Annotated in this window: 24 protein-coding genes; 9 read left to right on the forward strand and 15 right to left on the reverse strand. The window is 60.9% G+C overall.

Annotated elements, in window-relative coordinates; all coding sequences use genetic code 11:
• Positions 1–11: 11 nt before the first annotated feature.
• The 7 genes from GIW48_RS12970 to GIW48_RS13000 all read right to left on the reverse strand — a co-directional run bounded on the left by GIW48_RS12970 (position 12) and on the right by GIW48_RS13000 (position 8,262).
• On the reverse strand, positions 12–1,022 hold the full coding sequence (locus GIW48_RS12970; protein WP_236447261.1) for a chemotaxis response regulator protein-glutamate methylesterase: 1,011 nt from the start codon (positions 1,020–1,022) through the stop codon (positions 12–14).
• On the reverse strand, positions 1,019–3,301 hold the full coding sequence (locus GIW48_RS12975) for a hybrid sensor histidine kinase/response regulator (protein WP_017137097.1): 2,283 nt from the start codon (positions 3,299–3,301) through the stop codon (positions 1,019–1,021). The genes GIW48_RS12970 and GIW48_RS12975 overlap by 4 nt, the downstream gene beginning before the upstream one ends.
• On the reverse strand, positions 3,298–3,999 hold the full coding sequence (locus GIW48_RS12980; protein ID WP_017137096.1) for a chemotaxis protein CheW: 702 nt from the start codon (positions 3,997–3,999) through the stop codon (positions 3,298–3,300). Before GIW48_RS12980 ends, GIW48_RS12975 begins: the two co-directional genes overlap by 4 nt.
• The gene (locus GIW48_RS12985; protein ID WP_236460199.1) at positions 3,996–5,249 is read right to left on the reverse strand and encodes a CheR family methyltransferase; all 1,254 of its coding nucleotides are present in this window, start codon (positions 5,247–5,249) and stop codon (positions 3,996–3,998) included. Before GIW48_RS12985 ends, GIW48_RS12980 begins: the two co-directional genes overlap by 4 nt.
• The gene (locus GIW48_RS12990) at positions 5,246–5,758 is read right to left on the reverse strand and encodes a chemotaxis protein CheW (RefSeq protein ID WP_017137094.1); all 513 of its coding nucleotides are present in this window, start codon (positions 5,756–5,758) and stop codon (positions 5,246–5,248) included. Before GIW48_RS12990 ends, GIW48_RS12985 begins: the two co-directional genes overlap by 4 nt.
• Entirely contained in the window at positions 5,758–7,380 is a 1,623-nt protein-coding gene (locus GIW48_RS12995) for a methyl-accepting chemotaxis protein (RefSeq protein WP_099548538.1), read from the reverse strand. Before GIW48_RS12995 ends, GIW48_RS12990 begins: the two co-directional genes overlap by 1 nt.
• A gap of 171 nt (positions 7,381–7,551) precedes the next feature.
• Complete coding sequence (locus tag GIW48_RS13000; RefSeq protein ID WP_236458923.1) at positions 7,552–8,262, reverse strand: tellurite resistance TerB family protein; 711 nt, start codon at positions 8,260–8,262, stop codon at positions 7,552–7,554.
• 304 nt (positions 8,263–8,566) lie between these two features.
• On the opposite strand from GIW48_RS13000, the gene GIW48_RS13005 reads away from it, so the two are divergent.
• Positions 8,567–10,192 (forward strand): glucan biosynthesis protein D, encoded by a 1,626-nt coding sequence (locus GIW48_RS13005; RefSeq protein ID WP_236460197.1) that lies wholly within the window; start codon positions 8,567–8,569, stop codon positions 10,190–10,192.
• 117 nt (positions 10,193–10,309) lie between these two features.
• Here GIW48_RS13005 and GIW48_RS13010 read toward each other — a convergent pair whose 3' ends face one another.
• The 3 genes from GIW48_RS13010 to GIW48_RS13020 all read right to left on the reverse strand — a co-directional run bounded on the left by GIW48_RS13010 (position 10,310) and on the right by GIW48_RS13020 (position 13,966).
• A complete protein-coding gene (locus GIW48_RS13010) occupies positions 10,310–10,495 on the reverse strand; it encodes a hypothetical protein (protein WP_200432982.1) in 186 nt (61 codons plus the stop codon).
• 335 nt (positions 10,496–10,830) lie between these two features.
• A complete protein-coding gene (locus GIW48_RS13015; protein WP_017137089.1) occupies positions 10,831–11,937 on the reverse strand; it encodes an NADH:flavin oxidoreductase/NADH oxidase in 1,107 nt (368 codons plus the stop codon).
• A gap of 127 nt (positions 11,938–12,064) precedes the next feature.
• The gene (locus tag GIW48_RS13020) at positions 12,065–13,966 is read right to left on the reverse strand and encodes a potassium transporter Kup (RefSeq protein ID WP_099548536.1); all 1,902 of its coding nucleotides are present in this window, start codon (positions 13,964–13,966) and stop codon (positions 12,065–12,067) included.
• A gap of 289 nt (positions 13,967–14,255) precedes the next feature.
• Between GIW48_RS13020 and rimO the strand changes: the two genes are divergently transcribed.
• From rimO to tsaA, 5 genes are all read left to right on the forward strand, one after another.
• Positions 14,256–15,596 (forward strand): 30S ribosomal protein S12 methylthiotransferase RimO, encoded by a 1,341-nt coding sequence (gene rimO, locus GIW48_RS13025; RefSeq protein WP_017137087.1) that lies wholly within the window; start codon positions 14,256–14,258, stop codon positions 15,594–15,596.
• Positions 15,597–15,754: 158 nt separating this feature from the next.
• Positions 15,755–16,222 (forward strand): GNAT family N-acetyltransferase, encoded by a 468-nt coding sequence (locus GIW48_RS13030; protein ID WP_017137085.1) that lies wholly within the window; start codon positions 15,755–15,757, stop codon positions 16,220–16,222.
• 221 nt (positions 16,223–16,443) lie between these two features.
• Complete coding sequence (locus GIW48_RS13035) at positions 16,444–17,154, forward strand: rRNA pseudouridine synthase (RefSeq protein ID WP_058421638.1); 711 nt, start codon at positions 16,444–16,446, stop codon at positions 17,152–17,154.
• Positions 17,155–17,223: 69 nt separating this feature from the next.
• Positions 17,224–17,685, forward strand: a complete 462-nt coding sequence (locus tag GIW48_RS13040) for a DUF1456 family protein (protein ID WP_003189058.1) — start codon at positions 17,224–17,226, stop codon at positions 17,683–17,685.
• Positions 17,686–17,688: 3 nt separating this feature from the next.
• Entirely contained in the window at positions 17,689–18,384 is a 696-nt protein-coding gene (tsaA, locus tag GIW48_RS13045) for a tRNA (N6-threonylcarbamoyladenosine(37)-N6)-methyltransferase TrmO (protein ID WP_099548535.1), read from the forward strand.
• 66 nt (positions 18,385–18,450) lie between these two features.
• Here the strand turns inward: tsaA and fpr are convergent, their stop codons facing one another.
• Entirely contained in the window at positions 18,451–19,230 is a 780-nt protein-coding gene (fpr, locus tag GIW48_RS13050; RefSeq protein WP_003189055.1) for a ferredoxin-NADP reductase, read from the reverse strand.
• Positions 19,231–19,354: 124 nt separating this feature from the next.
• Here fpr and GIW48_RS13055 point away from each other — a divergent pair, with 124 nt between their 5' ends.
• On the forward strand, positions 19,355–20,281 hold the full coding sequence (locus GIW48_RS13055; protein ID WP_026013711.1) for a LysR family transcriptional regulator: 927 nt from the start codon (positions 19,355–19,357) through the stop codon (positions 20,279–20,281).
• Between the two features lie 3 nt (positions 20,282–20,284).
• Here the strand turns inward: GIW48_RS13055 and GIW48_RS13060 are convergent, their stop codons facing one another.
• The 3 genes from GIW48_RS13060 to GIW48_RS13070 all read right to left on the reverse strand — a co-directional run bounded on the left by GIW48_RS13060 (position 20,285) and on the right by GIW48_RS13070 (position 22,345).
• Positions 20,285–20,647 carry a diacylglycerol kinase gene (locus tag GIW48_RS13060; protein ID WP_017137081.1) on the reverse strand — a complete coding sequence of 121 codons (363 nt, stop codon included), beginning with the start codon at positions 20,645–20,647 and terminating at the stop codon, positions 20,285–20,287.
• A 75-nt stretch (positions 20,648–20,722) separates the two neighbouring features.
• Positions 20,723–21,373, reverse strand: a complete 651-nt coding sequence (gene erdR, locus GIW48_RS13065; protein WP_017137080.1) for a response regulator transcription factor ErdR — start codon at positions 21,371–21,373, stop codon at positions 20,723–20,725.
• A gap of 252 nt (positions 21,374–21,625) precedes the next feature.
• A complete protein-coding gene (locus tag GIW48_RS13070) occupies positions 21,626–22,345 on the reverse strand; it encodes a tRNA-uridine aminocarboxypropyltransferase (RefSeq protein WP_236460195.1) in 720 nt (239 codons plus the stop codon).
• A gap of 179 nt (positions 22,346–22,524) precedes the next feature.
• On the opposite strand from GIW48_RS13070, the gene GIW48_RS13075 reads away from it, so the two are divergent.
• Positions 22,525–22,965 (forward strand): PA3611 family quorum-sensing-regulated virulence factor, encoded by a 441-nt coding sequence (locus GIW48_RS13075; RefSeq protein WP_017137078.1) that lies wholly within the window; start codon positions 22,525–22,527, stop codon positions 22,963–22,965.
• 378 nt (positions 22,966–23,343) lie between these two features.
• Positions 23,344–24,456, forward strand: a complete 1,113-nt coding sequence (locus tag GIW48_RS13080; RefSeq protein ID WP_236460193.1) for a TIGR00730 family Rossman fold protein — start codon at positions 23,344–23,346, stop codon at positions 24,454–24,456.
• 204 nt (positions 24,457–24,660) lie between these two features.
• On the opposite strand, the gene recX is transcribed toward GIW48_RS13080, so the two are convergent.
• Positions 24,661–25,128, reverse strand: coding sequence for a recombination regulator RecX (gene recX / locus GIW48_RS13085; RefSeq protein ID WP_034118389.1), 468 nt, complete (start codon positions 25,126–25,128; stop codon positions 24,661–24,663).
• Positions 25,129–25,130: the final 2 nt, after the last annotated feature.

Here is a 25,130-nt window from a genome sequence, read left to right on the forward strand (position 1 = left end):
AGAGGTCTTGATCATTTTGCAAATACCTCCAGCAATCGGGGCGCAATTCTGTCCAGTGGGCGGATTTCAACAGCAGCATCAATCGCCGCCGCCGCTTTTGGCATGCCATACACCGCACAGCTCTGCTGATCCTGGGCGATGGTCAAATATCCTTGTTCACGCAGTATCTTGAGGCCCTGAGCCCCGTCGCGCCCCATGCCGGTCAGCAGTACGCCGACGGCATCACCATTCCAGTGGCTGGCGACGCTTTCGAAGAACACGTCGATGGAAGGCCGGTAAATCTCGTTCACAGGCTCCGCGGTATAGGCTAGCGTGCCATTTTTCAACAGGCGAATGTGGTGGTTGGTGCCAGCCAGCAGCACCACGCCGTTTTGAGGCGGTTCGCCCTCGCGTGCCAGGCGCACCGGCAGGCCGGAGGCGCTGCTCAGCCATTCGGCCATGCCGGCGGCAAACACCTGGTCCACATGCTGCACCAGCACAATGGCGGCGGGAAAGTCGCGGGGCAAACCCTTGAGCAGGATTTCCAGCGCGGCCGGGCCGCCCGCAGAGGAACCAATCGCCACCAGCCTCTGACGTTTGCCAGTGGTGCGCGCCGGCGCGGTTTCGGCGCGTACACGACTGCCACGCTGGCCGATCAGCCAGCCAATATTGAGGATTTTGCGCAGCAACGGCGCCGCCGCATCCTTGGGGTTGCCCACGCCCAGCGCCGGAGTGTCCACCACATCCAGGGCGCCATGGCCCATGGCTTCAAACACGCGACTCATATTCGCCTGGCGGTCGACGGTCACCAGCAGAATAGCGCACGGGGTCTCGGCCATGATCTGCCGCGTGGCCTCCACGCCGTCCATCACCGGCATGATCAAGTCCATCAGGATCAGGTCCGGGGTCAACTCGGCGCAGCGCTGCACAGCTTCCAGGCCATTGCTGGCCACCCACACAACCTCGTGCGTCGGCTCTAAACTCAACGCGCGGCGCAAGGCCTCTACGGCCAGGGGCATGTCATTGACGATCGCAATCCTCATGCCCGGGCGCCTCCAATCAGCTCCATCACGGCATCCAGCAACGCATCATCATGGAAACTGGCCTTAGCTAGATAATAGTCGGCGCCGGCGTCCAGTCCACGGCGCCGGTCTTCTTCGCGATCCTTGTACGACACCACCATCACCGGCAACGATTGCAGACGACTATCACGGCGCAAGAGTGTGACCAATTCGATCCCGTCCATACGAGGCATATCAATGTCAGTGATCAGCAGGTCGAAGTCTTCGGAGCGCAGCGCGTTCCAGCCATCCATGCCATCGACCGCGACCGCCACTTCGTAACCACGATTAAGCAACAATTTGCGTTGCAGCTCACGCACGGTGAGCGAATCGTCCACCACCAGCACGCGTTTGCGCGGTGCTTCGGTCGCCTGCTGGCTGCGCCGTGCGATGCGTTCCAGGCGCCCGGTGTTAAGCAATTTATCCACCGAACGCAGCATGTCTTCGACGTCGACGATCAACACCACCGAGCCGTCGTCCAGCAAAGCACCGGCGGAAATATCCTGGACCTTGCCCAGGCGGTCATCCAGCGGCAATACCACCAGGGTGCGCTCACCGATAAAACGCTCCACCGCAATGCCATACACCGCATCGCGCTCGCGGATGACCACCACCTTCAAGGTTTCGTCATTGCTCTGCCCCGGCGGGCGCTGCAGCAACTGGCTGGCGGCCACCAGACCGACATGCCGGCCTTCGTGCCAGAAATGCTGGCGCCCTTCCAGTTGCACAATGTCATTCGGCGCCAGGTCGCACATGCGTTCGATGTGCGCCAGCGGGAAGGCATAGGCTTCCTCGCCGACCTCCACCACCAGGCTGCGCACCACCGACAGGGTCAACGGCACTTCCAGGTGGAAGCGGCTGCCCTGCCCCGCCGTCTGCTCCAGCACCACGGCGCCACGCAGTTGGCGGACCATGTGCTGCACCGCATCCAGGCCGACGCCGCGCCCGGACACTTCGGTGACCTTGTCGCGCAGGCTGAAACCCGGCAGGAACAGGAAAGTCAGCAGCTCTTCTTCACTCAAGCGCAGCGCGGTTTCCAGCGGTGACAGGTGCCGGTCGACGATGGTGCCACGTAGACGCTCCAGGTCGACACCATTGCCGTCGTCGCTTAACTCCAGCACCAGCAAACCGGCTTGATGGGAGGCGCGCAGGCGGATCAAGCCTTCGGCGGGCTTGCCCGCCAACACCCGCTGCTCGGGCATTTCGATGCCGTGGTCGACGGCATTGCGCAATAAATGCGTGAGCGGCGCTTCGAGTTTTTCCAACACGTCGCGGTCGACCTGGGTCTTTTCACCCTCGATCTCCAGGCGCACCTGCTTGCCGAGGCTGCGGCCAAGGTCACGCACCATGCGCACCTGGCCGGCGAGCACATCGGCAAACGGTCGCATGCGGCAGGCCAGCGCGGTGTCATAAAGCACCTGGGCACGCTGCCCGGCCTGCCAGCCGAACTCATCCAGTTCGGCGGTCTTATCCGCCAGCAACGCCTGGGCTTCACTCAACAGGCGGCGCGTGTCGGCCAGGGCCTCCTGGGCTTCCAGGCTCAAGTTCATGGCCTTGAGTTGGCCATCGAGCGTGTCCAAGGCGCGCGCGCTGTTGCTTTGAATGCGCTTGAGGCGCTGCAGGCTCACCAGGTAAGGCTTGAGCCGCTGGGTCTCCACCAAGGACTTGCTCGACAGGTCGAGCAGGCTGTTCAAGCGCTCGGCGGTGACGCGCAGCACGCGCTCCCCACCTTCGGTCAGGCGTTTGTTCGGGCGCGGCAGGTCAGTGCTGACCGGCGGCACAGGCTCTGGCTCAGGCTCCGGCGGCAACGCTTCAATCACCGGCGCAGGTTCGGGAGCGGCGGGGGCTGGTGTGGCGTTGACAATCGGCTGCGAGGGATCCAGCAGGCGTTCCATCAGCGCTACATAGCCTTGAATGTCCGCTGGCCCGACATTATTGCCCGGCGTGGCGATGCGCATCAGCAGGTCGGTGCCCTGCAGCAAGGCGTCGATATGCTCAGGTTGCAGGTACAGGCGGTTTTCCTGGGCGCTGACCAGGCAGTCCTCCATCACATGGGCCACGCTGACCCCGGCGTCCACGCCGACAATCCGCGCCGCGCCCTTGAGCGAGTGCGCGGCGCGCATGCATGCCTCAAGCTGGTCAGCCTGGGTGGGGTTGCGTTCCAGGGCCAGCAGGCCCGCGCTCAATACCTGGGTCTGCGCATCGGCTTCCAGGCTGAACAGCTCCAGCAGCGAGGCATCGCGCATCTGGTCGGGGGTCATGTGAGGCTCCGGGTCACGGCAGACAACAATTGCGCCTCGTCCAGCCAACGCAGGCTGCGGCCTTTCCACTGCAACACGCCTTGGGTAAAGCGCGCGCTGGCCTGGGTGCCGGAAGCCGACGCGGCCTTCAAGGTGCGCTCATCGATGGCATGGATGCCGTCGACTTCATCTACCGGTACCACCACCGGGCCGTCCTGGGCAGCAATAATCAACATGCGCGGCATCACTCGCGCGCCGGTAGCGCCTGTGCTGGCCGGGTCCAGCCCCAGCAGTTCCACGAGTGACAGGCACGCCACCAGCGCACCGCGCACATTCGCAACGCCCAGTAATGCGCGGGAACGTTGGTGCGGCAACGAGTGAATCGGCTGCAGTGGCGCCACCTCCACCAGGCATCGCGTGGCAATGCCCAGCCACTCTTCACCCAGACGAAACATCAGGATCGAACGGGTGACGATGTCTTCGTCAACTTCCGCGGCTGCATACGCCTGTCGGTCGTCCTGCTGCAACGCATAACGGTCAAGCAGGCGCGTGGCGGCGGCGGAATACACCGAGCAGTTGCGGCAGTGGATATGTTCGGCGAGCAACGGGCAGGACTTGTCGCCATGGATGCCGATGCGGTTCCAGCAGTCGTCGATGGCTTGGGTGTCGGCCAGGGTCAGGTCCAGACCTGCGGTGTCGAGCGCATCAAGGTTATTCATCGTTTGGACTCACTGTCTGCACGCTCGCTACGCGCGGCGCGCGCCTGCAAGCGACGCGCGCCCGCACTGTCACCCTGGGACTCGAGCAATGCGGCCAAGTGCATCAAGGCCTGCGGGTGCTGCGGTTCCAGGTACAAGGCTTTGCGGTAATAAACCTGGGCTTCCAGGGCGCTGCCGGCCACGTCGCTGAGCAGCCCCAGCCAGTAAAACACCTGGGCTGCCGGCGGGTGGTTACTCAAATACTGTTCACACGCGGCACGGGCCTCAGCACTTTTGCCTTCGTTAGCCAACGTAGCGATGCGGCTGAGCAAATCGCCCGCATCGCTGTGCGGCGCCTTGATCGGCACCACTTGGGCACTCGCGGTGCTGAACGGGCGCGGCTTGGCAGGAATCGGTGCCGCGCTGCGCTGGGGGATGGGCAGGGGCACAAATACCGGTTCAGGCTTGACCGGCTCGGTATGCCGACTGAATGCAAAGGATTGCGGCACGCCAATCGAGCGCATGCCATGGCGCCCCAGCAGGCTGCCCTCGGCGGGGCCGATAAACAGCACGCCGTCCTCATGGGTCAGGCTCTTGAGCACATCGAACACTTGCTTCTGGGTGGGCTGGTCGAAGTAGATCAGCAGGTTGCGGCAGAACACAAAATCGTAGGTGGGCTCATTGGCCAGCAACGCCGGGTCGAGCAAATTGCCGACTTGCAGACGCACTTGTTCGCGCACCCGCTCGGCAATGTGGTAACCATCGGGCTGTTCGCTGAAGTGACGCTCGCGAAACTCGATATCGCCGCCGCGAAAGGAGTTCTTGCCATACACCCCACGCTTGGCGCGCTCCACCGACAATGGGCTGACGTCCAGCCCCAGCACTTTGAACTGGTGCGGCGCCAGCCCGGCATCGAGCAAGGCCATGGCAATCGAATAAGGCTCCTCGCCCGTGGAACACGGCAGGCTGAGAATGCGCAGGGCGCGCATCTGCTTGATCGCCGCCAGGCGCTCCCTGGCCAAACGCGCCAAGGTGGCAAAGGACTCGGGATAGCGGAAAAACCAGGTCTCGGGAACGATCACCGCTTCGATCAGCGCCTGCTGCTCATCCTGCGAACTCTGCAAATGCTGCCAGTAATCCTGCACGGTCTGCGCCTGCACGGCCTGGCTGCGCTGGCGCACCGCACGTTCAATGATTGCTTCGCCCACCGAAGCAACGTCCAGGCCAATACGGTCCTTCAAGAAGGCAAAAAAGCGTGGGTCGTTGCTCATAAGCTTAGCTCGCTGGCAAACAGCAAGGCGCGCACGTCGTCGGTGAGCAAGTCGGCCACGCCGATCCACTGCATCAAGCCCAACGCATCTTCACGCACCGGCCCCAGGTACGGCGCCTCGCGGTTATCCAGGCCATAAGGCTGGAACTCGGCCGGGTCGCAACGCAGGGTGTCGGTGGCCTGCTCCAGGACCAACCCCAGCCAGCGTGGCTCGATCCAAGGTTGCGGCTGGTAGTTGACCAGCACCAGCCGTGTGCTGGTGCGGGCCTGGGCCGGTTTGCCGAAGGTCAACGCACACAGGTCGACAACCGGCACCAGCGCGCCACGATGGGCAAAGATCCCCGCCACCCACAGCGGTGCATGGGCGATGGGTTTGAGTGGCAGGCGCGGTAGCACCTCGGCCACCTCCGTGGCTTTGAGGGCATAACGTTCGCCGCCGATGTGGAACACCAGAAACAACGCCTTTTTCGCTGCCGGGACGACGCCGCGTTTAGCCGCAAGGTCGCTCATCAGACTTTGAAACGCGACACGCCGCTGCGCAGACCGACCGCAACCTGGCTCAGTTCATCAATGGCAAAACTGGCCTGGCGCAGGGATTCCACGGTCTGGCTGCTGGCATCGCCCAGTTGCACCAGCGCATGGTTGATCTGTTCGGCGCCGGTAGCCTGGGCCTGCATGCCTTCGTTGACCATCAATACCCGCGGCGCCAAGGCCTGTACCTGATGGATGATCTGCGACAGCTGTTCGCCCACTTGCTGCACTTCGAACATGCCGCGACGCACTTCTTCGGAGAACTTGTCCATGCCCATCACGCCCGCTGACACTGCCGACTGGATCTCGCGCACCATCTGCTCGATGTCGTAGGTGGCCACGGCGGTCTGGTCGGCCAGACGGCGCACTTCGGTGGCCACCACGGCAAATCCGCGCCCGTATTCACCGGCCTTCTCGGCTTCAATGGCGGCGTTGAGCGACAGCAGGTTGGTCTGGTCGGCCACCTTGACGATGGTCACCACCACTTGGTTGATGTTGCCGGCCTTCTCATTGAGGATCGCCAGCTTGGCGTTCACAAGGTCAGCGGCGCCCATCACCGAGTGCATGGTTTCTTCCATACGCGCCAGGCCTTGCTGGCCGGAGCCGGCAGCGACCGACGCCTGGTCGGCGGCGGTGGACACTTCGGTCATGGTGCGCACCAAGTCCTTGGACGTGGCGGCAATTTCCCGCGATGTCGCGCCGATCTCGGTGGTGGTGGCGGCCGTTTCGGTGGCCGTGGCCTGTTGTTGCTTGGAGGTGGCGGCAATCTCGGTCACCGAGGTAGTCACCTGCACCGACGAACGCTGGGCCTGGGAAACCAGGGCGGTCAGCTCGGTCATCATATCGTTGAAGCCGGTTTCGACAGCGCCGAATTCGTCCTTGCGCTCAAGGTTCAAGCGCTTGCTCAGGTCGCCCGTGCGCATGGTTTCGAGGATTTCGACGATGCGATTCATCGGCGCCATGATCGCGCGCATCAGCAGCAGGCCGCACAGGCCCGCTGCGAGAATGGCCACGACCAACGATACGAACATGCTGACTTTGGCGGCGGCCACCGCTTCATCGATGGCGGCGGTGGCGTTATCGGCGACCTGTTTGTTTTCATTGATAATGTCATTGAGCTTCATGCGGCCTGCGGTCCAGGCGGGCGTGAGTTGCTCGTCGAACAGCTTTTGCGCCTCAACGCCGTTGTTAGCCTGATGGGCGTCCAGTACCAGGGCAAGAATCTTGTTGTAGTTCTGGTGGAGCTTTTCGAAGGCGTCGAACTCAGTGCGATCCTGATCAATATTGATCGTGCTCGCGTAACTGGCCATGTGCTGTTCCAAGCGTGCCTCAAACGACTTGTAGTCCTGTTTGTCAGCTTCCGAGATGCCCTGACTTCGGTGGGCACCGACCAATTCCTGGGTTTGCAGGTAGCTGTCGACCCAGGCGCTGCGGATCATCGAACTGAAAAATACCCCGGGTACGGCGTCATCCCGGACCGAGTTTTCGCTGACTTCAATCTTCAGCAGGCGCGAATACGAGACCACGACCATCAACAGCATGATCGCGATAATTACCGCAAAGCTCGCCAAAATCCTTTGGCGCAAGGTCCAGTTCTTCACAGTAATTCCTCGAAGGGCCGATCAAATGCCGAGGAGTATAGCTGAGCAGGTGCCCGCATTTATCAACAGGTTTTGATGTCGCGCTCACAGAACGCAAAAACACTGTGCAGTTGACGCAGAGCGTCACGGGCTGCGCTCCCACGCAGAGCGTGGGAGCGATCATTCAGGAGGTCAGGGCGTGGCTTGGCGTACCTGTTTTTCCAGCTCGGCCTTTAAGCCGGGTTCAAGTTTGAGCTGGCGCGCCAGCTCGTCCAGGTAAGCTTTTTCCATGAAGTTCTCTTCGTCCACCAGCATCACACTGGCGATGTACATCTCGGCGGCCATTTCCGGGGTGCTCGCTGCGCGCGCCACATCAGCGGGATCCAGAGGCTTGTTCAGCTCGGCGTGCAGCCAGCTTTGCAGTTCACGGTCGTTATCCAGCTTGGTGAATTCGCCTTCAATCAAAGCGCGCTCTCGCTCGTCTACATGCCCGTCGGCTTTGGCGGCGGCGACCAGCGCCTTGAGAATGCCCTGACTGTGTTGTTCGACCTGGGCCGGCGGCAGGCGGTCGATGGTTTGCGGCTCGCCTTGGGGTGCGCCGGCCTGCTGCGCCTGCCAGTTGCCGTAAGCCTTGTAGGCGATCACTCCGAGTGCTGCCAGCCCGCCATAGGTGAGCGCCTTGCCACCGAACTTGCGTGCCTTCTTGTTACCCAGCAGCAGCCCCATCGCGCCGGCCGCCAGGGCACCGCCACCCGCACCGCCAAGCAAACTGCCGAGCCCACCGCCGCCGAGCAAGCCGCCAAGGGCGCTTTTGTCGTCCGATTTGCGTTGCCCGCCCGCCTTGTTTTGCAACAGGTCCTGGCCGGATTTGAGCAACTGATCGAGCAATCCACGGGTATTCATGCGTAGCCTCCAGACACTTGGGTTCGTAGGACCAATAGGCTCCCAGCGTAAAACTAAGTGCCAAAAAGCCGCGATCTAGAGTGCTTCCAGATGTAACGCCGGCAGCGCGTATTTGAAACGTCTTGTTTCACATGCAACGCCATCATCCCGCCATCAATCAATTTTCCTTCTGCATCGAACCGCTTAAGCTATCCGGCGTCTGTTTATTGTCCGTTGCGTTTGGTCGAAGGCATGTCCGAACCGTTATTTATGATCCGTTACGTGCCAGGAACGGCGCGGGATTTGCTCACGACAGGTTGTCTCTATGCACCGCAGGAATTTGCTCAAAGCGTCCATGGCCATTGCGGCTTACACCGGCTTGTCGGCCAGTGGCCTGTTGGCCGCGCAGGCCTGGGCGGGAAACCGTGCCGCCGATGGCAAGGCTGTAGCGTTTGACTTCGAATCGCTCAAGGCCCAGGCCAGGCAGCTCGCCGCCAACGCGTATAAAGACACCAAACAGGTGCTGCCACCGACGCTGGCAACCATGACCCCGCAGAATTTCAATGCCATTGGCTACGACGGCAACCATTCGCTGTGGAAGGAGCTGAACGGCCAGCTCGACGTGCAGTTTTTCCACGTCGGCATGGGCTTCAAGACGCCAGTACGCATGCACAGCGTCGACCCCAAGACCCGCGAAGCCCGCGAGGTGCATTTCCGCCCGTCGCTGTTCAACTATGCCAAGACCACGGTGGACACCAAGCAGCTGACCGGCGACCTGGGTTTCTCCGGTTTCAAGCTGTTCAAGGCGCCGGAACTGGATCGCCATGACGTGCTGTCGTTTCTCGGCGCCAGTTACTTCCGTGCGGTGGACGCAACCGGCCAGTACGGCCTCTCCGCACGCGGCCTGGCGATTGATACCTACGCGAAAAAACGCGAGGAATTCCCCGACTTCACGCAGTTCTGGTTCGAAACCCCGAGCAAGGACGCCACGCGTTTTGTGGTCTACGCCCTGCTCGACTCGCCGAGCGCCACCGGTGCCTACCGCTTTGACATCGACTGCCAGGCCAGCCAGGTGGTCATGGCCATCGACGCGCACATCAATGCGCGCACCGCCATCGAGCAACTGGGCATCGCGCCGATGACCAGCATGTTCAGCTGCGGTACCCATGAACGCCGGATGTGCGACACCATCCACCCGCAAATCCACGACTCGGACCGCCTGGCCATGTGGCGTGGCAACGGCGAGTGGATCTGCCGTCCACTGAACAACCCGGCCAAGCTGCAGTTCAACGCTTTTGCCGACACCGACCCGAAAGGTTTCGGCCTGGTACAGACCGACCATGAGTTCGCCAGCTACCAGGACACTGTGGACTGGTACAGCAAGCGCCCTAGCCTGTGGGTGGAACCCACCACCGCCTGGGGCGAAGGCTCGATCGACCTGCTGGAAATCCCCACCACCGGCGAAACCCTGGACAACATCGTGGCCTTCTGGACCCCAAAAAAGCCCGTGGCCGCAGGCGAATCACTCAACTATGGCTACAAGCTGTACTGGAGCGCGCTGCCGCCGGTGAGCACACCGCTGGCGCAAGTGGATGCCACCCGTTCAGGCATGGGCGGTTTTACCGAAGGCTGGGCACCGGGCGAGCATTACCCCGAAGTGTGGGCGCGCCGCTTTGCCGTGGATTTCAAGGGCGGTGGTCTGGATCGCCTGCCGGCCGGCACCGGGATCGAGCCGGTGGTGACCTGCTCCCACGGGGAAGTCAAAGACTTCAGTGTGCTGGTGCTGGACAACATCAAGGGCTATCGCATTCTGTTCGACTGGTACCCGACCAGCGACAGTGTGGAACCGGTTGAACTGCGGCTGTTTATCCGCACCCAGGACCGCACCTTGAGTGAAACCTGGCTGTATCAGTACTTCCCGCCGGCACCGGACCAGCGTAAGTACAGCTGATACGCGCCAACAGAGCGCTCCCACGCTCCCGCGTGGGAGCGCATCCCGTGGTGATAGCAGGACGCGGAGCGTCCTGGGCTGCATTCCCACGCAGAGCGTGGGAACGAGCTTATGCCGTTAAAACCGCGACACGCTCTTCATTGCGCCAATCAGGTAGCGCATCGCCACCTGATCGTTTTCGGTCAGGGCGCGATATTGCGCCAGCAACTCCACCTCATCCGAACTCAACCTTCGCCCTCGCAAGGACATCCGGCGACTCCAAAAAGACGCCACCGCACCCACTACGCCATAGGATTTGGTCATGGACCGTTACTCCTGATATCAGTCAATTACTCCTGGTGCCCATTCCCTACGCTCATGAAGCGCAATGGCTTCAAGGACAAACAGCCTGACTCCCTGGGCCAGAAATCACACTTACCCTAAGCGTAGAAACAATCTCGTCACGTGTGGGATTTTTTTAGAGTATTCACTTAAAAAATTACTTCGGTAACAAATACCTACAACCCTTTCTCACGCAGCGACCGCTAAAGGTGGATATCGGGAAGCTCTTGCGCATCAGCTGCGGATCAGGCATGCGTTAAACGCGGGCAACAAAAAACCCACCGAGTCGGGTGGGTTTATTGCAGGCAGACGCGGGTTCAATCCCTCAGGTCAGACTCGTGAATCGGCTGATCACGGTGAGTCGCCCGCTGGTACTGCGCGGGCCAGATGGCTTTGCGCCCACCCAGGTCATCGTCGGCATGCAGCGGCCAGTAAGGGTCACGCAACAGCTCACGGGCGAGGAAGATGATGTCGGCCTGGCAGGTGCGCAGTATGTGTTCAGCCTGGGCCGGTTCGGTAATCATGCCCACCGTGCCGGTGGCGATACCCGACTCTTTGCGCACGCGCTCGGCAAACCGTGTCTGGTAGCCCGGGCCGGTGGGAATCTCGGCGTTGGCGGCGGTGCCACCGGAGGACACGTCGATCAGGTCCACGCCGAGTTCTTTGAGGCGGCGCGCGAGCTCTACGGTTTCATCGGGGTTCCAACCGTCTTCGACCCAATCGGTGGCCGACACCCGCACAAACAGCGGCAGCTCCTGGGGCCAGACGGCGCGCACGGCGGTGGTCACTTCGAGCACCAGGCGGATACGGTTTTCAAACGAGCCGCCGTAGTGGTCCTGGCGCTGGTTGCTGATCGGCGAGAGGAATTGATGCAACAGGTAACCGTGGGCAGCGTGGATCTCCACCACTTCGAAACCGGCGGTCAGCGCGCGTTTGGCGGCGGCGACAAAGTCGGCAATCACCTGCTGGATCTGCCCTTCATCCAGTGGCCTGGGTTGCGTGTGGTTCGGGTCAAAGGCAATCGGCGAAGGGCCAACCGGCACCCAGCCGCCCTCCTCCGGCTTGACGCTGCCGTGCTTGCCGATCCACGGCCGATGGGTGCTGGCCTTGCGCCCGGCATGTGCCAGCTGGATGCCCGCCACCGCGCCTTGAGCAGCAATAAAGCGGGTGATGCGCTGCAGCGGTTCGATCTGCGCGTCGTTCCACAGGCCCAGGTCCTGGGCGGTGATGCGGCCATCGGCGGTGACGGCGGTGGCTTCGGTAAAAATCAGCCCGGCACCACCGACGGCGCGGCTGCCCAGGTGCACCAGGTGCCAGTCATTGGCCAAGCCATCGTCGGACGAGTATTGGCACATCGGCGAGACGGCGATGCGGTTGAGCAAGGTCAATTGACGGAGGGTGTAGGGTTCGAGCAGCTGACTCATGGCGCACCTCTTCTGGGTTCTGTGGGCACTATTCAAACAGTGCTTAGAGCCTAGTCGACAACGGTGGATTGCACAGGGTTCAGAAAGGAAAGCGGGAGCCGAATGCCGGCTCCCGTGTTGCAAAAGATTACATCTCGACCTGGGTGCCCAGCTCGATCACCCGGTTTACCGGGAGTTTGAAGAAGCGCAGGTTGCCGTTGGCGTTTTTCAACATGAACGCAAACAAGCTCTCACGCCAACGGGCCATGCCCTTGATGCGCGAGGCGATCACCGTTTCACGGCTGAGGAAGTAGGTGGTGCGCATCGGGCTGAAATCCAGATCGTCCAGGTGGCACAGCTTCAGGGCCTCGGGCACGTCCGGCTCATCGGTAAAGCCAAAATGCAGGATCACCCGGAAGAAGCCTTCGCCGTAGGCGTCCACCTCAAAACGCCGCGAGGCAGGCACACGCGGAATGTCTTCGTAGACCACCGTGAGCATCACCACTTGCTCATGCAACACCTGGTTATGCAGCAGGTTGTGCAACAGCGCGTGGGGCACGGCATCGGGCCGCGCCGTGAGGAACACCGCAGTGCCCTGCACGCGATGAGGCGGTTGCACGCGGATACTGCTGATAAAGATCGGCAACGGCAGCCCGCCTTCGTCGAGGCGGTCCATCAACAGTTCCTTGCCGCGCTTCCAGGTGGTCATCAGCACAAACAGCACAATCCCCGCCAACACCGGGAAGGCACCGCCCTGCACGATCTTTGGCACGTTGGCGGCGAAGAACAGGCCGTCCACCAACAGGAAGCCGATCAGCACCGGAATCGCCAGCACCGGCGGCCACTTCCAGAGCAGCAGCATCACCGCCGACACCAGGATGCTGGTAATCAACATGGTGCCGGTGACTGCCACGCCGTAGGCGGAGGCCAGGGCATTGGAGGATTCGAAGCCGAGCACCAGCAGGATCACGCCGACCATCAGCGACCAGTTCACCGCGCCGATGTAGATCTGGCCTTGCTCGGCGCTGGAGGTGTGCTGGATATGCATGCGCGGGATGTAACCCAACTGGATCGCCTGACGCGTCAGCGAGAACGCGCCGGAAATCACCGCCTGGGATGCAATCACGGTGGCCAGGGTCGACAGCGCGACCAATGGCACCAAGGCCCATTCCGGCGCGAGCAAGTAGAACGGGTTGCGCGCCGCTTCGGGGTTTTCCAGCAGCAACGCGCCCTGGCCGAAGTAATTGAGCACCAGCGCCGGCAGCACCAGGGCGAACCAGGCGCGGGCGATCGGCTTGCGGCCGAAGTGGCCCATGTCGGCGTACAGCGCTTCGGCACCGGTCAAGGCCAGCACCACGGCGCCAAGAATCGCGACGCCCATGCCCGGATGGGACACAAAGAAACGCACGCCCCACACGGGGTTCAGCGCATTGAGCACCTCGGGATGTTGCAGGATGCCGTGCACGCCAAGACCGCCCAGCACCAGGAACCACACCACCATCACCGGCCCGAACAGCTTGCCGATGCGGTCAGTGCCGTGTTTCTGGATCAGGAACAGCCCCACCAGCACCACCAGCGACAGCGGCACCACCCAACGTTCAATCCCGTCAAAGGCCAGTTCCAGGCCTTCAACCGCCGACAATACCGAGATCGCCGGGGTAATCATGCTGTCGCCGTAGAACAGCGCCGCACCGATCAAGCCGAGGATCACCAGCACCGAACGCAACTTGGGGTACGGCGACGCCGCCCGTCGCGCCAGCGCCGTCAGGGCCATGATGCCGCCTTCGCCCTGGTTGTCCGCGCGCAGGATAAACAGCACGTACTTGATCGACACGACCCACACCAGCGACCAGAAAATCAGCGCCAGAATGCCAAAGACCCCGTCGTGATTGACTTGAACCCCATAACCACCGGTAAACACTTCTTTAAGGGTATAGAGCGGGCTGGTACCGATATCGCCGTAAACCACCCCGACCGCCGCCACCAGCATGCCAATCGGCTTTGCATTGGAATGCTCGGCACCTGCTGCCTGACTATTTGCCTGACCCATCAACCACTCCTGCCCTTTGACCTGAGGTCTTTTATAAACAACGCGCCTAAGCTGACCCTAGCATGCGCTGTTTTACTTCTCGTAACAGACGTTTTATTGACCCCGGGGTTTCACCCGTGCGCAACGGCGCGAAGCATAGCGCAGCACTCGTCGCATTTCCCCGTATAAAGCTGGTCAAGCGCGCTGCCCGTCGATAGAATTGCGCACTTTTTGATCAGAGGCGCACCAAGCGCCCGTCTACCGCCATGTCGTGCCCGACTGGCGGCGTCATTCAATACCGAGGTTAGACATGTCCACCACCATCGCAAAAGCCAACCCAAAGGTCGGCTTTGTATCCCTGGGTTGCCCGAAGGCTCTCGTTGACTCCGAGCGCATCCTCACGCAACTGCGTATGGAAGGCTATGACGTCGTGTCCACTTATCAGGACGCCGACGTGGTGGTGGTCAACACCTGCGGCTTCATCGACTCGGCCAAGGCTGAATCGCTGGAAGTGATCGGCGAAGCCATCAAGGAAAACGGCAAGGTCATCGTCACCGGCTGCATGGGCGTGGAAGAAGGCAATATCCGCAACGTGCACCCAAGCGTGCTGGCGGTAACCGGCCCGCAGCAGTACGAGCAGGTGGTCAACGCCGTGCACGACGTGGTGCCGCCGCGTCAGGACCACAACCCGCTGATCGACCTGGTGCCGCCGCAAGGCATCAAGCTGACGCCGCGCCACTACGCGTACCTGAAGATTTCCGAAGGCTGCAACCACAGCTGCAGCTTCTGCATCATCCCGTCGATGCGCGGCAAGCTGGTCAGCCGCCCAGTGGGTGATGTATTGGACGAAGCCCAGCGCCTGGTCAAATCCGGCGTGAAAGAGCTGTTGGTGATCTCCCAGGACACCAGCGCCTACGGCGTCGACGTGAAATACCGCACCGGCTTCTGGAACGGCGCGCCGGTGAAAACCCGCATGACCGAACTGTGCGAAGCCTTGAGCAGCCTGGGCGTGTGGGTGCGCCTGCACTACGTTTACCCGTACCCGCACGTGGACGAGCTGATCCCGTTGATGGCCGCCGGCAAGATCCTGCCGTACCTGGACATTCCGTTCCAGCACGCCAGCCCGAAAATCCTCAAGGCCATGAAACGCCCGGCCTTCGAAGACAAGACCCTGGCGCGCATCAAGAACTGGCGCGAGATTTGCCCGGAGCTGATCATCCGTTCGACCTTCATCGTCGGCTTCCCTGGCGAAACCGAAGAAGACTTCCAGTACCTGCTGGACTGGCTGACCGAAGCGCAGCTGGATCGCGTCGGTTGCTTCCAGTACTCGCCGGTCGAAGGTGCCCCGGCCAACCTGCTGGATGCGGCCATCGTGCCGGACGACGTCAAGCAGGACCGCTGGGAGCGCTTCATGGCGCATCAGCAGGCCATCAGCTCCGCACGCCTGCAACTGCGCATCGGCAAGGAAATCGAAGTACTGATCGACGAAGTCGACGAGCAAGGCGCAGTGGGCCGTTGCTTCTTCGATGCGCCGGAAATCGACGGTAACGTGTTTATCGACGATGCCAGCGGCTTGAAGCCGGGCGACAAGGTCTGGTGCACCGTGACGGATGCCGACGAGTACGACCTGTGGGCTGAAAAGCGCGACTAGCTCTGCGCACGCAAAGCGTCCGGCGAGGCATTCCCACGCAGAGCGTGGGAACGATCGGCGTGAAAAATTGAAAAAGCCTCGTGTCTGAGCAAGATGCGGGGCTTTTTTAGGTCTATCGTTTGCCCATCAGCGCCGATCATCGGCAAGGGGCAGCGGGCATGCGTCAGCATTCGGTTATCCACACACCTAAAACCAGCGACTACCAGCAATTGGCGCAGATCTGGGAAGACTCCGTGCGAGCGACCCATGACTTTTTGCCGGACAGCTACATCGTACTGCTCAAGGAGCTGGTGCTGACGCGCTACCTGGACGCGGTGATGCTGATCTGCACCAAGGACGCGCGCCAGCGCATCACCGGGTTTGCCGGGGTGGCGGCGGGCAAGGTCGAGATGCTGTTTATCGACCCGCAACACCGTGGCCAGGGCTTGGGCCAGCAATTGCTGAGTTATGCGATCGAGCACCTGAATGCCGATGCGCTGGACGTCAACGAGCAAAACCCGCAGGCCCTGGGGTTTTACTTCAAGCAGGGTTTCGAGGTGGTCGGACGGGCGGAACATGATGGCTTGGGCCAGCCGTATCCGTTGCTGCATATGCGCTTGCGCCAACAGCAACGGCGCAGTGGCTGACACAACACAGCGCCAATGTGGGAGCGTGCTTGTGTGGGAGCTGGCTTGCCTGCGATGGCATCACCTCGATTCCAAATGCACGACCGAGGTGTCTGCATCGCGGGCAAGCCCGACTCCCACACAGGCCAGCGCCCACAAAAAGCCACTACGCTGAAATGGGTCCGGGATTAACCGCGCCCACACAGGTACAATAGCCGCCCCCTTTTGCTACGGCCCTTGTCATGACTGACCCCATACGCCTTTCCAAACGCCTTATCGAACTGGTCGGTTGCTCCCGTCGGGAGGCTGAGCTGTTTATCGAAGGCGGCTGGGTCTCGGTGGACGGTGAAGTGATCGACGAGCCGCAATTCAAGGTCACTACCCAGAAGGTCGAGCTGGACCCAGAGGCTAAAGCCACTGTGCCGGAACCGGTGACCATTCTGCTGCACGCCCCGGTGGGCGTGGATGTGGAAACAGCAATGGCCTCGATCAGCGCCGAGACGCTGTCCGAAGAGCACCGTTTCAGCAAGCGCCCGCTCAAGGGCCACTTCCTGCGCCTGACCGCCAGCGCCGATCTGCAGGCCAAGGCCAGCGGCCTGCTGGTGTTCACCCAGGACTGGAAGATTCTGCGCAAGTTGACCGCCGATGCCGCCAAGATCGAGCAGGAATACGTGGTTGAGGTCGAGGGTGACATGGTTGCCCATGGCCTCAACCGCCTGAACCACGGTTTGACCTACAAGGGCAAAGAGCTGCCGGCCGTCAAAGCCAGCTGGCAGAACGAAAACCGCCTGCGGTTTGCGCTGAAAAACCCGCAGCCGGGTGTAATTGCCCTGTTTTGCGAAGCGGTCGGCCTGAAAGTCATCGCCATCCGCCGCATCCGCATTGGCGGCGTGTCCATCGGCAAGGTGCCGGTCGGCCAATGGCGTTACCTGTCCGGCAAAGAGAAATTCTAAGCCGCTCCCCTTTTCCCGGCACCGGCAACTCTGCGCGGTGCCCTCAGTTGAATACCAGGATTGCCCACCATGATTCACAACGACGTATTGCGCAGCGTGCGCTACATGCTCGACATCAGCGACAACAAGATGGTCGAGATCATCAAGCTCGGCGGCATGGACGTCACCAAGGAAGACCTGCTGACCTACCTCAAGAAAGATGAGGAGGAAGGTTTTGTGTTCTGCCCGGACGACGTCATGGCGCACTTCCTTGATGGCCTGGTGATCTTCAAGCGTGGCAAGGACGAAAGCCGTCCGCCGCAGCCGATCGAAACCCCGGTGACCAACAACATCATCCTCAAGAAGCTGCGCGTGGCCTTCGAACTGAAGGAAGACGACATGCACGCCATCCTCAAGGCTGCTGAGTTCCCGGTGTCCAAGCCTGAGTTGAGCGCACTGTTCCGCAAGTTCGGCCACACCAACTACCGCACCTGTGGCGACCAGTTGCTGCGCAATTTCCTTAAGGGCCTGACCCTGCGGGTTCGTGCGTAAGCCATGAGCTACTCGGTCTCGCCCGTCGGCTTCGTGCGCTCCTGCTTCAAGGAGAAGTTCGCCATCCCGCGCCAGCCGCAGCTGGCCCCGGCCGCACGCGGCGTGCTGGAGCTGGTGGCGCCGTTCGATCAGGGCGAGGCGGTACAGGGCCTGGAGCAGGTCAGCCATGTGTGGCTGCTGTTTCTGTTCCACCAGGCCCTGGAAGACAAGCCGCGCCTCAAGGTGCGGCCGCCACGCCTGGGCGGCAATACCTCCATGGGCGTGTTCGCCACCCGCGCGACTCATCGCCCCAATGGCATTGGCCAATCGGTGGTGAAGCTGGATAAGGTCGAGCCGGGCCGCTTGTGGGTTTCCGGGATCGATTTGCTCGACGGCACGCCGGTGCTGGATATCAAGCCGTACGTGCCGTACGCGGACATCATTGACACCGCCACCAATGATATTGCCAGCAGTGCGCCGCAGCTGATTCCCGTGCAGTGGCTGAAGACGGCACTGCACCAGGCACAAGGCCATGCGCAGCGCCTTGATGAGCCGCTGGTGGCATTGATCGAGCAGTGTCTGGCCCAGGACCCACGGCCGGCGTATCAGACGCCAGGGCCTGAGCGTGAGTACGGCGCGCAGTTCTGGGATGTGGATGTGCGTTGGCACTATCCAGAGGCGGGTGTCATCTGTGTGCTGGAAGTGGTACCGGCCAAGTAAACGCCGAAACAACTGTGGGAGCCAGCTCCCACACAAGCCAGCTCCCACATTTTTTTTGAGCAGTGTTTACTTCTCGACGAACGCGCGCTCGATCAGGTAATCACCCGGTTCACGCATACGTGGCGAAACTTTCAGGCCGAAGCTGTTCAGCACTTCGCTGGTCTCGTCCAACATGCTTGGGCTGCCGCACAGCATGGCGCGGTCGTCCTCGGGGTTGATCGGCGGCAGGCCGATGTCGCTGAACAGCTTGCCGCTGCGCATCAGGTCGGTCAGGCGGCCTTCGTTTTCGAACGGCTCGCGGGTCACCGTTGGGTAGTAGATCAACTTGTCACGCAGCGCCTCGCCGAAGAATTCGTTCTGCGGCAGGTGCTCGGTGATGAATTCGCGGTAGGCGACTTCATTGACGTAACGCACGCCGTGGCACAGGATCACTTTTTCGAAGCGCTCGTAGGTTTCCGGGTCCTGGATCACGCTCATGAACGGCGCCAGGCCGGTACCGGTGCTGAGCAGGTACAGGTGTTTGCCCGGCTTCAAATCGTCAAGCACCAGGGTGCCAGTCGGTTTTTTGCTGATGATGATCTCGTCGCCTTCCTTCAAGTGCTGCAATTGGGAAGTCAGCGGGCCATCGGGCACCTTGATGCTGAAGAACTCCAGATGCTCTTCCCAGTTTGGGCTGGCAATGGAGTACGCGCGCATGAGTGGGCGGCCGTTGGGCTGTTGCAGGCCGATCATCACGAACTGACCATTCTCAAAGCGCAAGCCCGGATCGCGGGTGCACTTGAAGCTGAACAGCGTGTCGTTCCAGTGATGAACACTGAGGACACGTTCGTGGTTCATGTTGCTCATGTACGGGGAACTCCTGGAAATGGGTCTGCGCCAAAGATGAGATGCGCAATTGCACAGCATTCTAATGGCGGCGACAATATCTGTTAACTGGATTATTAAGATAAGGGTTATCGGTTATATCGATATGCGATTTACTCTACGTCAACTGCAAGTCTTCGTCGCCGTCGCCCAGCAGGAAAGCGTCTCACGCGCTGCTGGCCTTCTGGCCTTATCTCAATCCGCCGCCAGCACCTCAATCACCGAGCTGGAGCGTCAATCCAGCTGCCAATTATTCGACCGCGCAGGCAAGCGCCTGAGCCTCAACGCTCTTGGCCATCAGTTATTACCGCAGGCCGTTGCGCTGCTGGACCAGGCCAAGGAGATCGAAGACTTGCTCAACGGCAAGTCCGGCTTTGGTTCCCTGGCGGTCGGCGCCACCCTGACCATCGGCAATTACCTGGCGACCCTGCTGATCGGCAGCTTCATGCAGCAGCACCCCGAGAGCCAGGTGAAACTGCATGTGCAGAATACTGCCAATATCGTGCACCAAGTGGCGCATTACGAAATTGACCTGGGTCTAATCGAAGGCGACTGCAGCCACCCGGACATCGAGGTACAAACCTGGGTCGAGGATGAGTTGGTGGTGTTCTGTGCGCCGCAGCATCACTTGGCCAAGCGCGGTGTGGCGACGATGGAAGAGCTGACCCATGAAGCGTGGATCCTGCGCGAACAGGGCTCGGGCACGCGCCTGACCTTTGACCAGGCCATGCGCCATCACCGTAGCGCCCTGAATATCCGCCTGGAGCTTGAACACACCGAGGCGATCAAGCGTGCAGTGGAGTCAGGGTTGGGGATTGGCTGTATTTCCCGGCTGGCCCTGCGCGATGCGTTCCGCCGTGGCAGTTTGGTGCCGGTGGAAACCCCGGACCTGGACCTGGCCCGGCAGTTTTACTTCATCTGGCATAAACAGAAGTACCAGACCTCGGCGATGCGCGAGTTCCTGGAACTGTGCCGCGCCTTCACCGCCGGGGTTCAGCGCAGCGACGAGATCGTGCTGCCCAACATTGCCTGAGGCTTAGATCAGGATCACGGCCCACACCAGGGTAATCATGGTCAGCGCTACGAATTGCGCGGCGCTGCCCATGTCCTTGGCGTTTTTCGACAGCGGGTGGCGGTCGAGGGAAATCCGGTCGATAGCCGCTTCCACTGCCGAGTTGAGCAACTCAACGATCAAGGCCAGCAGGCAGACCGCGATGAGCAAGGCGCGCTCGACCCGACTGACGTGCAGGAAGAAGCTCAGCGGGATCAGGATCACGTTCAGCAACACCAACTGACGGAATGCCGCCTCGCCGGTGAAAGCTGCGCGCAGGCCATCCAGGGAATAGCCCCCTGCGTTGAAGATACGTTTGATACCGGTTTGACCCTTGAAAGGCGACATAGATGTAGGCAACTGAACCAAAGAAGTGGGGAAACTAGATCACGCAAAGTCAAAAAAGCGTGAATCGGGTACAGCTTAATGCTGCGAAATTGACTCAAGTTGTTGCAAGAGCAGCGCCGCCTGAGTGCGGGTACGCACGCCGAGCTTGCGAAAGATCGCCGTCACGTGGGCCTTGATGGTCGCTTCCGACACACTCAACTCATACGCAATCTGCTTGTTCAACAAGCCTTCGCAAACCATGGTCAGCACCCGAAATTGCTGGGGCGTCAGGCTGGCAAGGCCATCACGGGCGGCTTTGGCTTCGTCGGACACGTTGATTTCTTCAAACGCTTGCGGCGGCCATGACACGTCGCCATCCAGTACGGTGCGCACGGCTTTCTGGATCGCTTCCATAGAGCTGGACTTGGGAATGAAACCGCTGGCACCAAACTCCTTGGAGCGCACCACCACGTCGGCTTCTTCCTGGGCTGAAACCATTACTACCGGGATCTGCGGGTATTGCCCGCGTAAGAGCACCAATCCCGAGAAGCCATAGGCACCCGGCATGTTCAGGTCGAGCAGCACCAGGTCCCAGTCGGATTTTTCGTTGAGGCGGGCTTCCAGTTCGGCAATGCTGGCCACTTCGACCAGGCTCACGTCAGGGCCAAGGCCCAAGGTAACGGCCTGATGCAGCGCACTGCGAAACAGCGGATGGTCATCGGCTATCAGGATTTCGTATGTGGCCATTGATTAAATGATCCTGTTTTTTATGGGAGCCCTGATGGGTTCAGGGTTCGCCAGTACACAAGGCAATGGCCAGGCAGCCATCGCCACAGGGCACACTCAGCATCAAAAACACCTGAAACGACACTGAAAAGTCACGGTTACGCCCCAATCGGCGCCCAGCATGCCCAGCGCAGCCTGGGGGGTCAAGCACTACGCCCGTGGGCATTTTAGCCGGTTGCGGGTTTACGGTGCCATCATGCAAACGTCGTCTGGTTATACCGTAGGGATATGGGGCGCGAGCCGCATGTGCACGCTGTCCGCCGGGTCCAGCGGCAATTGAAATTTAGCGGCCAGGTAATGCGCGCTGAACACATCGAGGTAGGCGTCCAGCACTTCGCTGGCCGCTGGGTCGTCGGCCAGCTCCAGGCACAGCGCCGCAACCTCGGCGGTACAGAAATGATCATCGCGCTTGGACCGGCGCAGCTTGTAGCGTGACAGCTGTTCGGGCGCCAGGCTCAACACCGGCAAGTGCGCAAGGTAAGGGCTTTTGCGGAACATCTTGCGCGCCTCGCTCCAGGTGCCGTCCAGCAGGATGAATAACGGGCGCTTGCCGTCTTGCACCCTCACCTCACTGCACACTCGCTCAGGCGCAACGAATTCGCCCGGAAACACGATATACGGTTGCCATTGCGGGTCGGCTAACAGGGTCAGCAACTCAGGGTCCACTTCTGTGCGCGACCAGGCGAACGCGGTGGTGTCATCGATCACATCGGCGATCAGCCAGCCGGTATTGCTGGGTTTCATCGGTTCCACGTCATGCATCAACAGGCACATGGCCGAGCGGGCCTGCACTGTTGGGCGCCAGGCGCACAGGCAGTACTCGGGAATCACCCGGCAACCGGGGCAACGTTCGGCGCGCGAACCACGGTTTAGAAACGGCCGGACGGCGCGCGCCAGGCGCTGGGTACGCAAGCGGGAGACGGCGTGGCTCATCGGGCGCACCGCGAGCAGAGGTCAATCGACACAGGCAAAACTCGAATCAGGCTTAAGTGGCCGCAGTTTACCAGCGATACGCCTGGCTGTAGTGGCAAGCGGTCCCCTATAATTGCGCGCCACTGAACGCACAGCGCAGTGGCTGGTCTATGCACCAGTAACCGAATCAGGAGAGTTTCATGCTGCGTTCCATGCTGCGCCTTGTTGCCCCATCCGTCGCCCTTGCGCTGGTTCTGCCCATGGGCGCCCACGCGGCGTCGCTGCTGGAGGCCCAAATGAACAGGAAACTGCAGAGCGTCGCGGCCGAGAGCAACAAGGACCTGCCCCGGGAAATCGATGCAAAGACCCTGGAAGTGGCCTACACCGTTGAAGGCATGCAACTGATTGATCACCTCAGTGTGCTACCTGACCGTGCCGAACAGATGCGCGCAAACCCCAAAGCTGTGTATTTCCAGCTGGGTCAAAGCGTATGCCTGAACAAAGGCTATCGCGAGCTGATGGCCAAGGGCGCCGTGATGCGTTATGAGATCACCGAGAACAAGACCAACCGCCCGGTAGCGTCGGTCAAGTTCGTGGAAGCCGATTGCCCGGCACCCGCTGCGGCGAAGAAGAAAAAGTAACTGTTGCTCGATCATCGCGCGCTGCTGTCCGGTGGCGCGCACCTCCCTCGCCTTATTGGCCAGCCGCCAACTAAACTGCTTGATGAGTGACCAATAAGCGGTTGCCAGCCAAGGGTTTTTCGGCTCATGATCAAGCCATCCCGGCAGCCCATCTACTGCGTTTTTCACGCCGTTCTGTAACATTTTCAGGGCAAAAGAGGGTTGCCCTCCTGCGACTTGCAGTGCAAAGGTTTCCAAATCACAAGGAACATACAGAGCCCGTTTTGCCGCCTGGCGAACACCGTGCAACGCTTAAGGCGTGCAGCGACACACGCAGTGTCGTGGCCGCGGACGAATCTCTCGCCGATGGCCCAGGTTCTGTGAAGAAGGAGAAGTTGAATGCCTTACGAACCGAATGACCGCCTGCTCCGTCATTTTGAAGCAAACGGCGCTGACCTCACCCAGCAGGTCGACGCACAACTCCAGCTGGTCGCTCCCAACAGCCCGAACATCCCCCTTTATCGCGATATGATCCTCACCGTGCTGCGCATGGCCAAGGATGACCGCAACCGTTGGAATGCAAAAATCACGCTGCAGGCGATCCGCGAGCTGGATAACGCCTTCCGCGTGCTGGAACAGTTCAAGGGCCGCCGCAAGGTCACGGTGTTTGGCTCGGCGCGCACGCCGGTCGAAAGCCCGCTGTACGCCTTGGCAAGGGAAGTCGGCACGCTGCTGGCGCAATCCGGCCTGATGGTGATCACCGGCGGTGGCGGCGGCATCATGGCCGCTGCCCACGAGGGCGCAGGTCTGGAACACAGCCTGGGGTTCAACATCAACCTGCCGTTTGAACAGCACGCCAACCCGACCATTGATGGCACCGAGAACCTGCTGTCTTTCCACTTCTTCTTTACCCGCAAGCTGTTCTTCGTCAAGGAAGCCGACGCGTTGGTGCTGTGCCCGGGCGGTTTTGGCACGCTGGATGAAGCGCTGGAAGTGCTGACCCTGATCCAGACCGGCAAGAGCCCGCTGGTGCCGGTGGTGCTGCTGGATGCCCCAGGCGGTGGTTTCTGGCAAGGCGCACTGGACTTCATTCGCAGTCAGTTGGAAGCCAATCGCTATATCCTGCCCACCGACCTCAAGCTGATCCGCCTGGTCTACAGCGCTGAAGAGGCGGTGGCGGAGATCAACCAGTTCTATGCCAACTTCCACTCCACGCGTTGGTTGAAGCGTGAGTTTGTGGTGCGCATGAATCATCCGCTCAGTGATCGGGCACTGACCCACTTGCAGAGCGAGTTTGCCAGCTTGCGGCTAAGTGGAGAGTTCCAGCAGCTTGCTTACACAGGCGAGGAACATGATGAACCAAGGTTCAGCCATTTGACGCGGCTGGTGTTCAACTTCAACGGTCGTGATCAGGGCCGCCTGCGGGAATTGGTGGAATACATCAATTTGCCGGAGAACTGGGCTCAGGCTCAGGGCAAGACACAGCAGCGGGTGGCGCCGGAGCCGGCGTGATTTTTAAGGCAAAAAAAAAAGGCCCACTACTGTCGTAGTGGGCCTTTTGTTTTATCGGGATTTGGCATCCCGGCAACCAACACATTCCAATGTGGGAGCTGGCTTGCCTGCGATTGCGGTTTGCCAGCTAGCTTATAGGTAGCTGACCCACTGCCATCGCAGGCAAGCCAGCTCCCACATTTAGATTTTTACCAGCCTGAAGACTTAATCGTCCATGTCTCGACCGCTGAGCAGCCGACTGATCATATCCATCGAAAACCCGCGATAGCTCAAGAAGCGGCCTTGCTTTGCACGCTCCCGGGCATCAATCGGCAGATGGCCGGCAAACTTGCGACGCCAGGTATCTTCCAACTGCGACTGCCAACTGATACCGCACTCACGCAGGGCGAGGTCGATATCGGCACGTTGCAGGCCGCGTTGGCTCAGTTCTTCACGAATTCGCGCCGGGCCGTAGCCGGAGCGCGCGCGGTAGGAAACAAAGCTTTCAAGATAGCGGGCTTCGGAAAGCAGCCCCTCTTCCGTCAAACGGTCGAGGGCTGTTTCGATCATCTCGGGCTCTGCACCGCGCTGACGCAGTTTACGCGTCAGCTCGACTCGACCATGCTCGCGGCGAGCGAGCAGGTCCATCGCGGTGCGCCGAACGGCGACGAGTGTATCCAGTACCACAGTCATCG

The sequence above is a fragment of the Pseudomonas sp. PA-6-3C genome, assembly GCF_021605825.1.
In the GTDB taxonomy this organism is placed as follows: Bacteria; Pseudomonadota; Gammaproteobacteria; order Pseudomonadales; family Pseudomonadaceae; genus Aquipseudomonas; species Aquipseudomonas edaphica.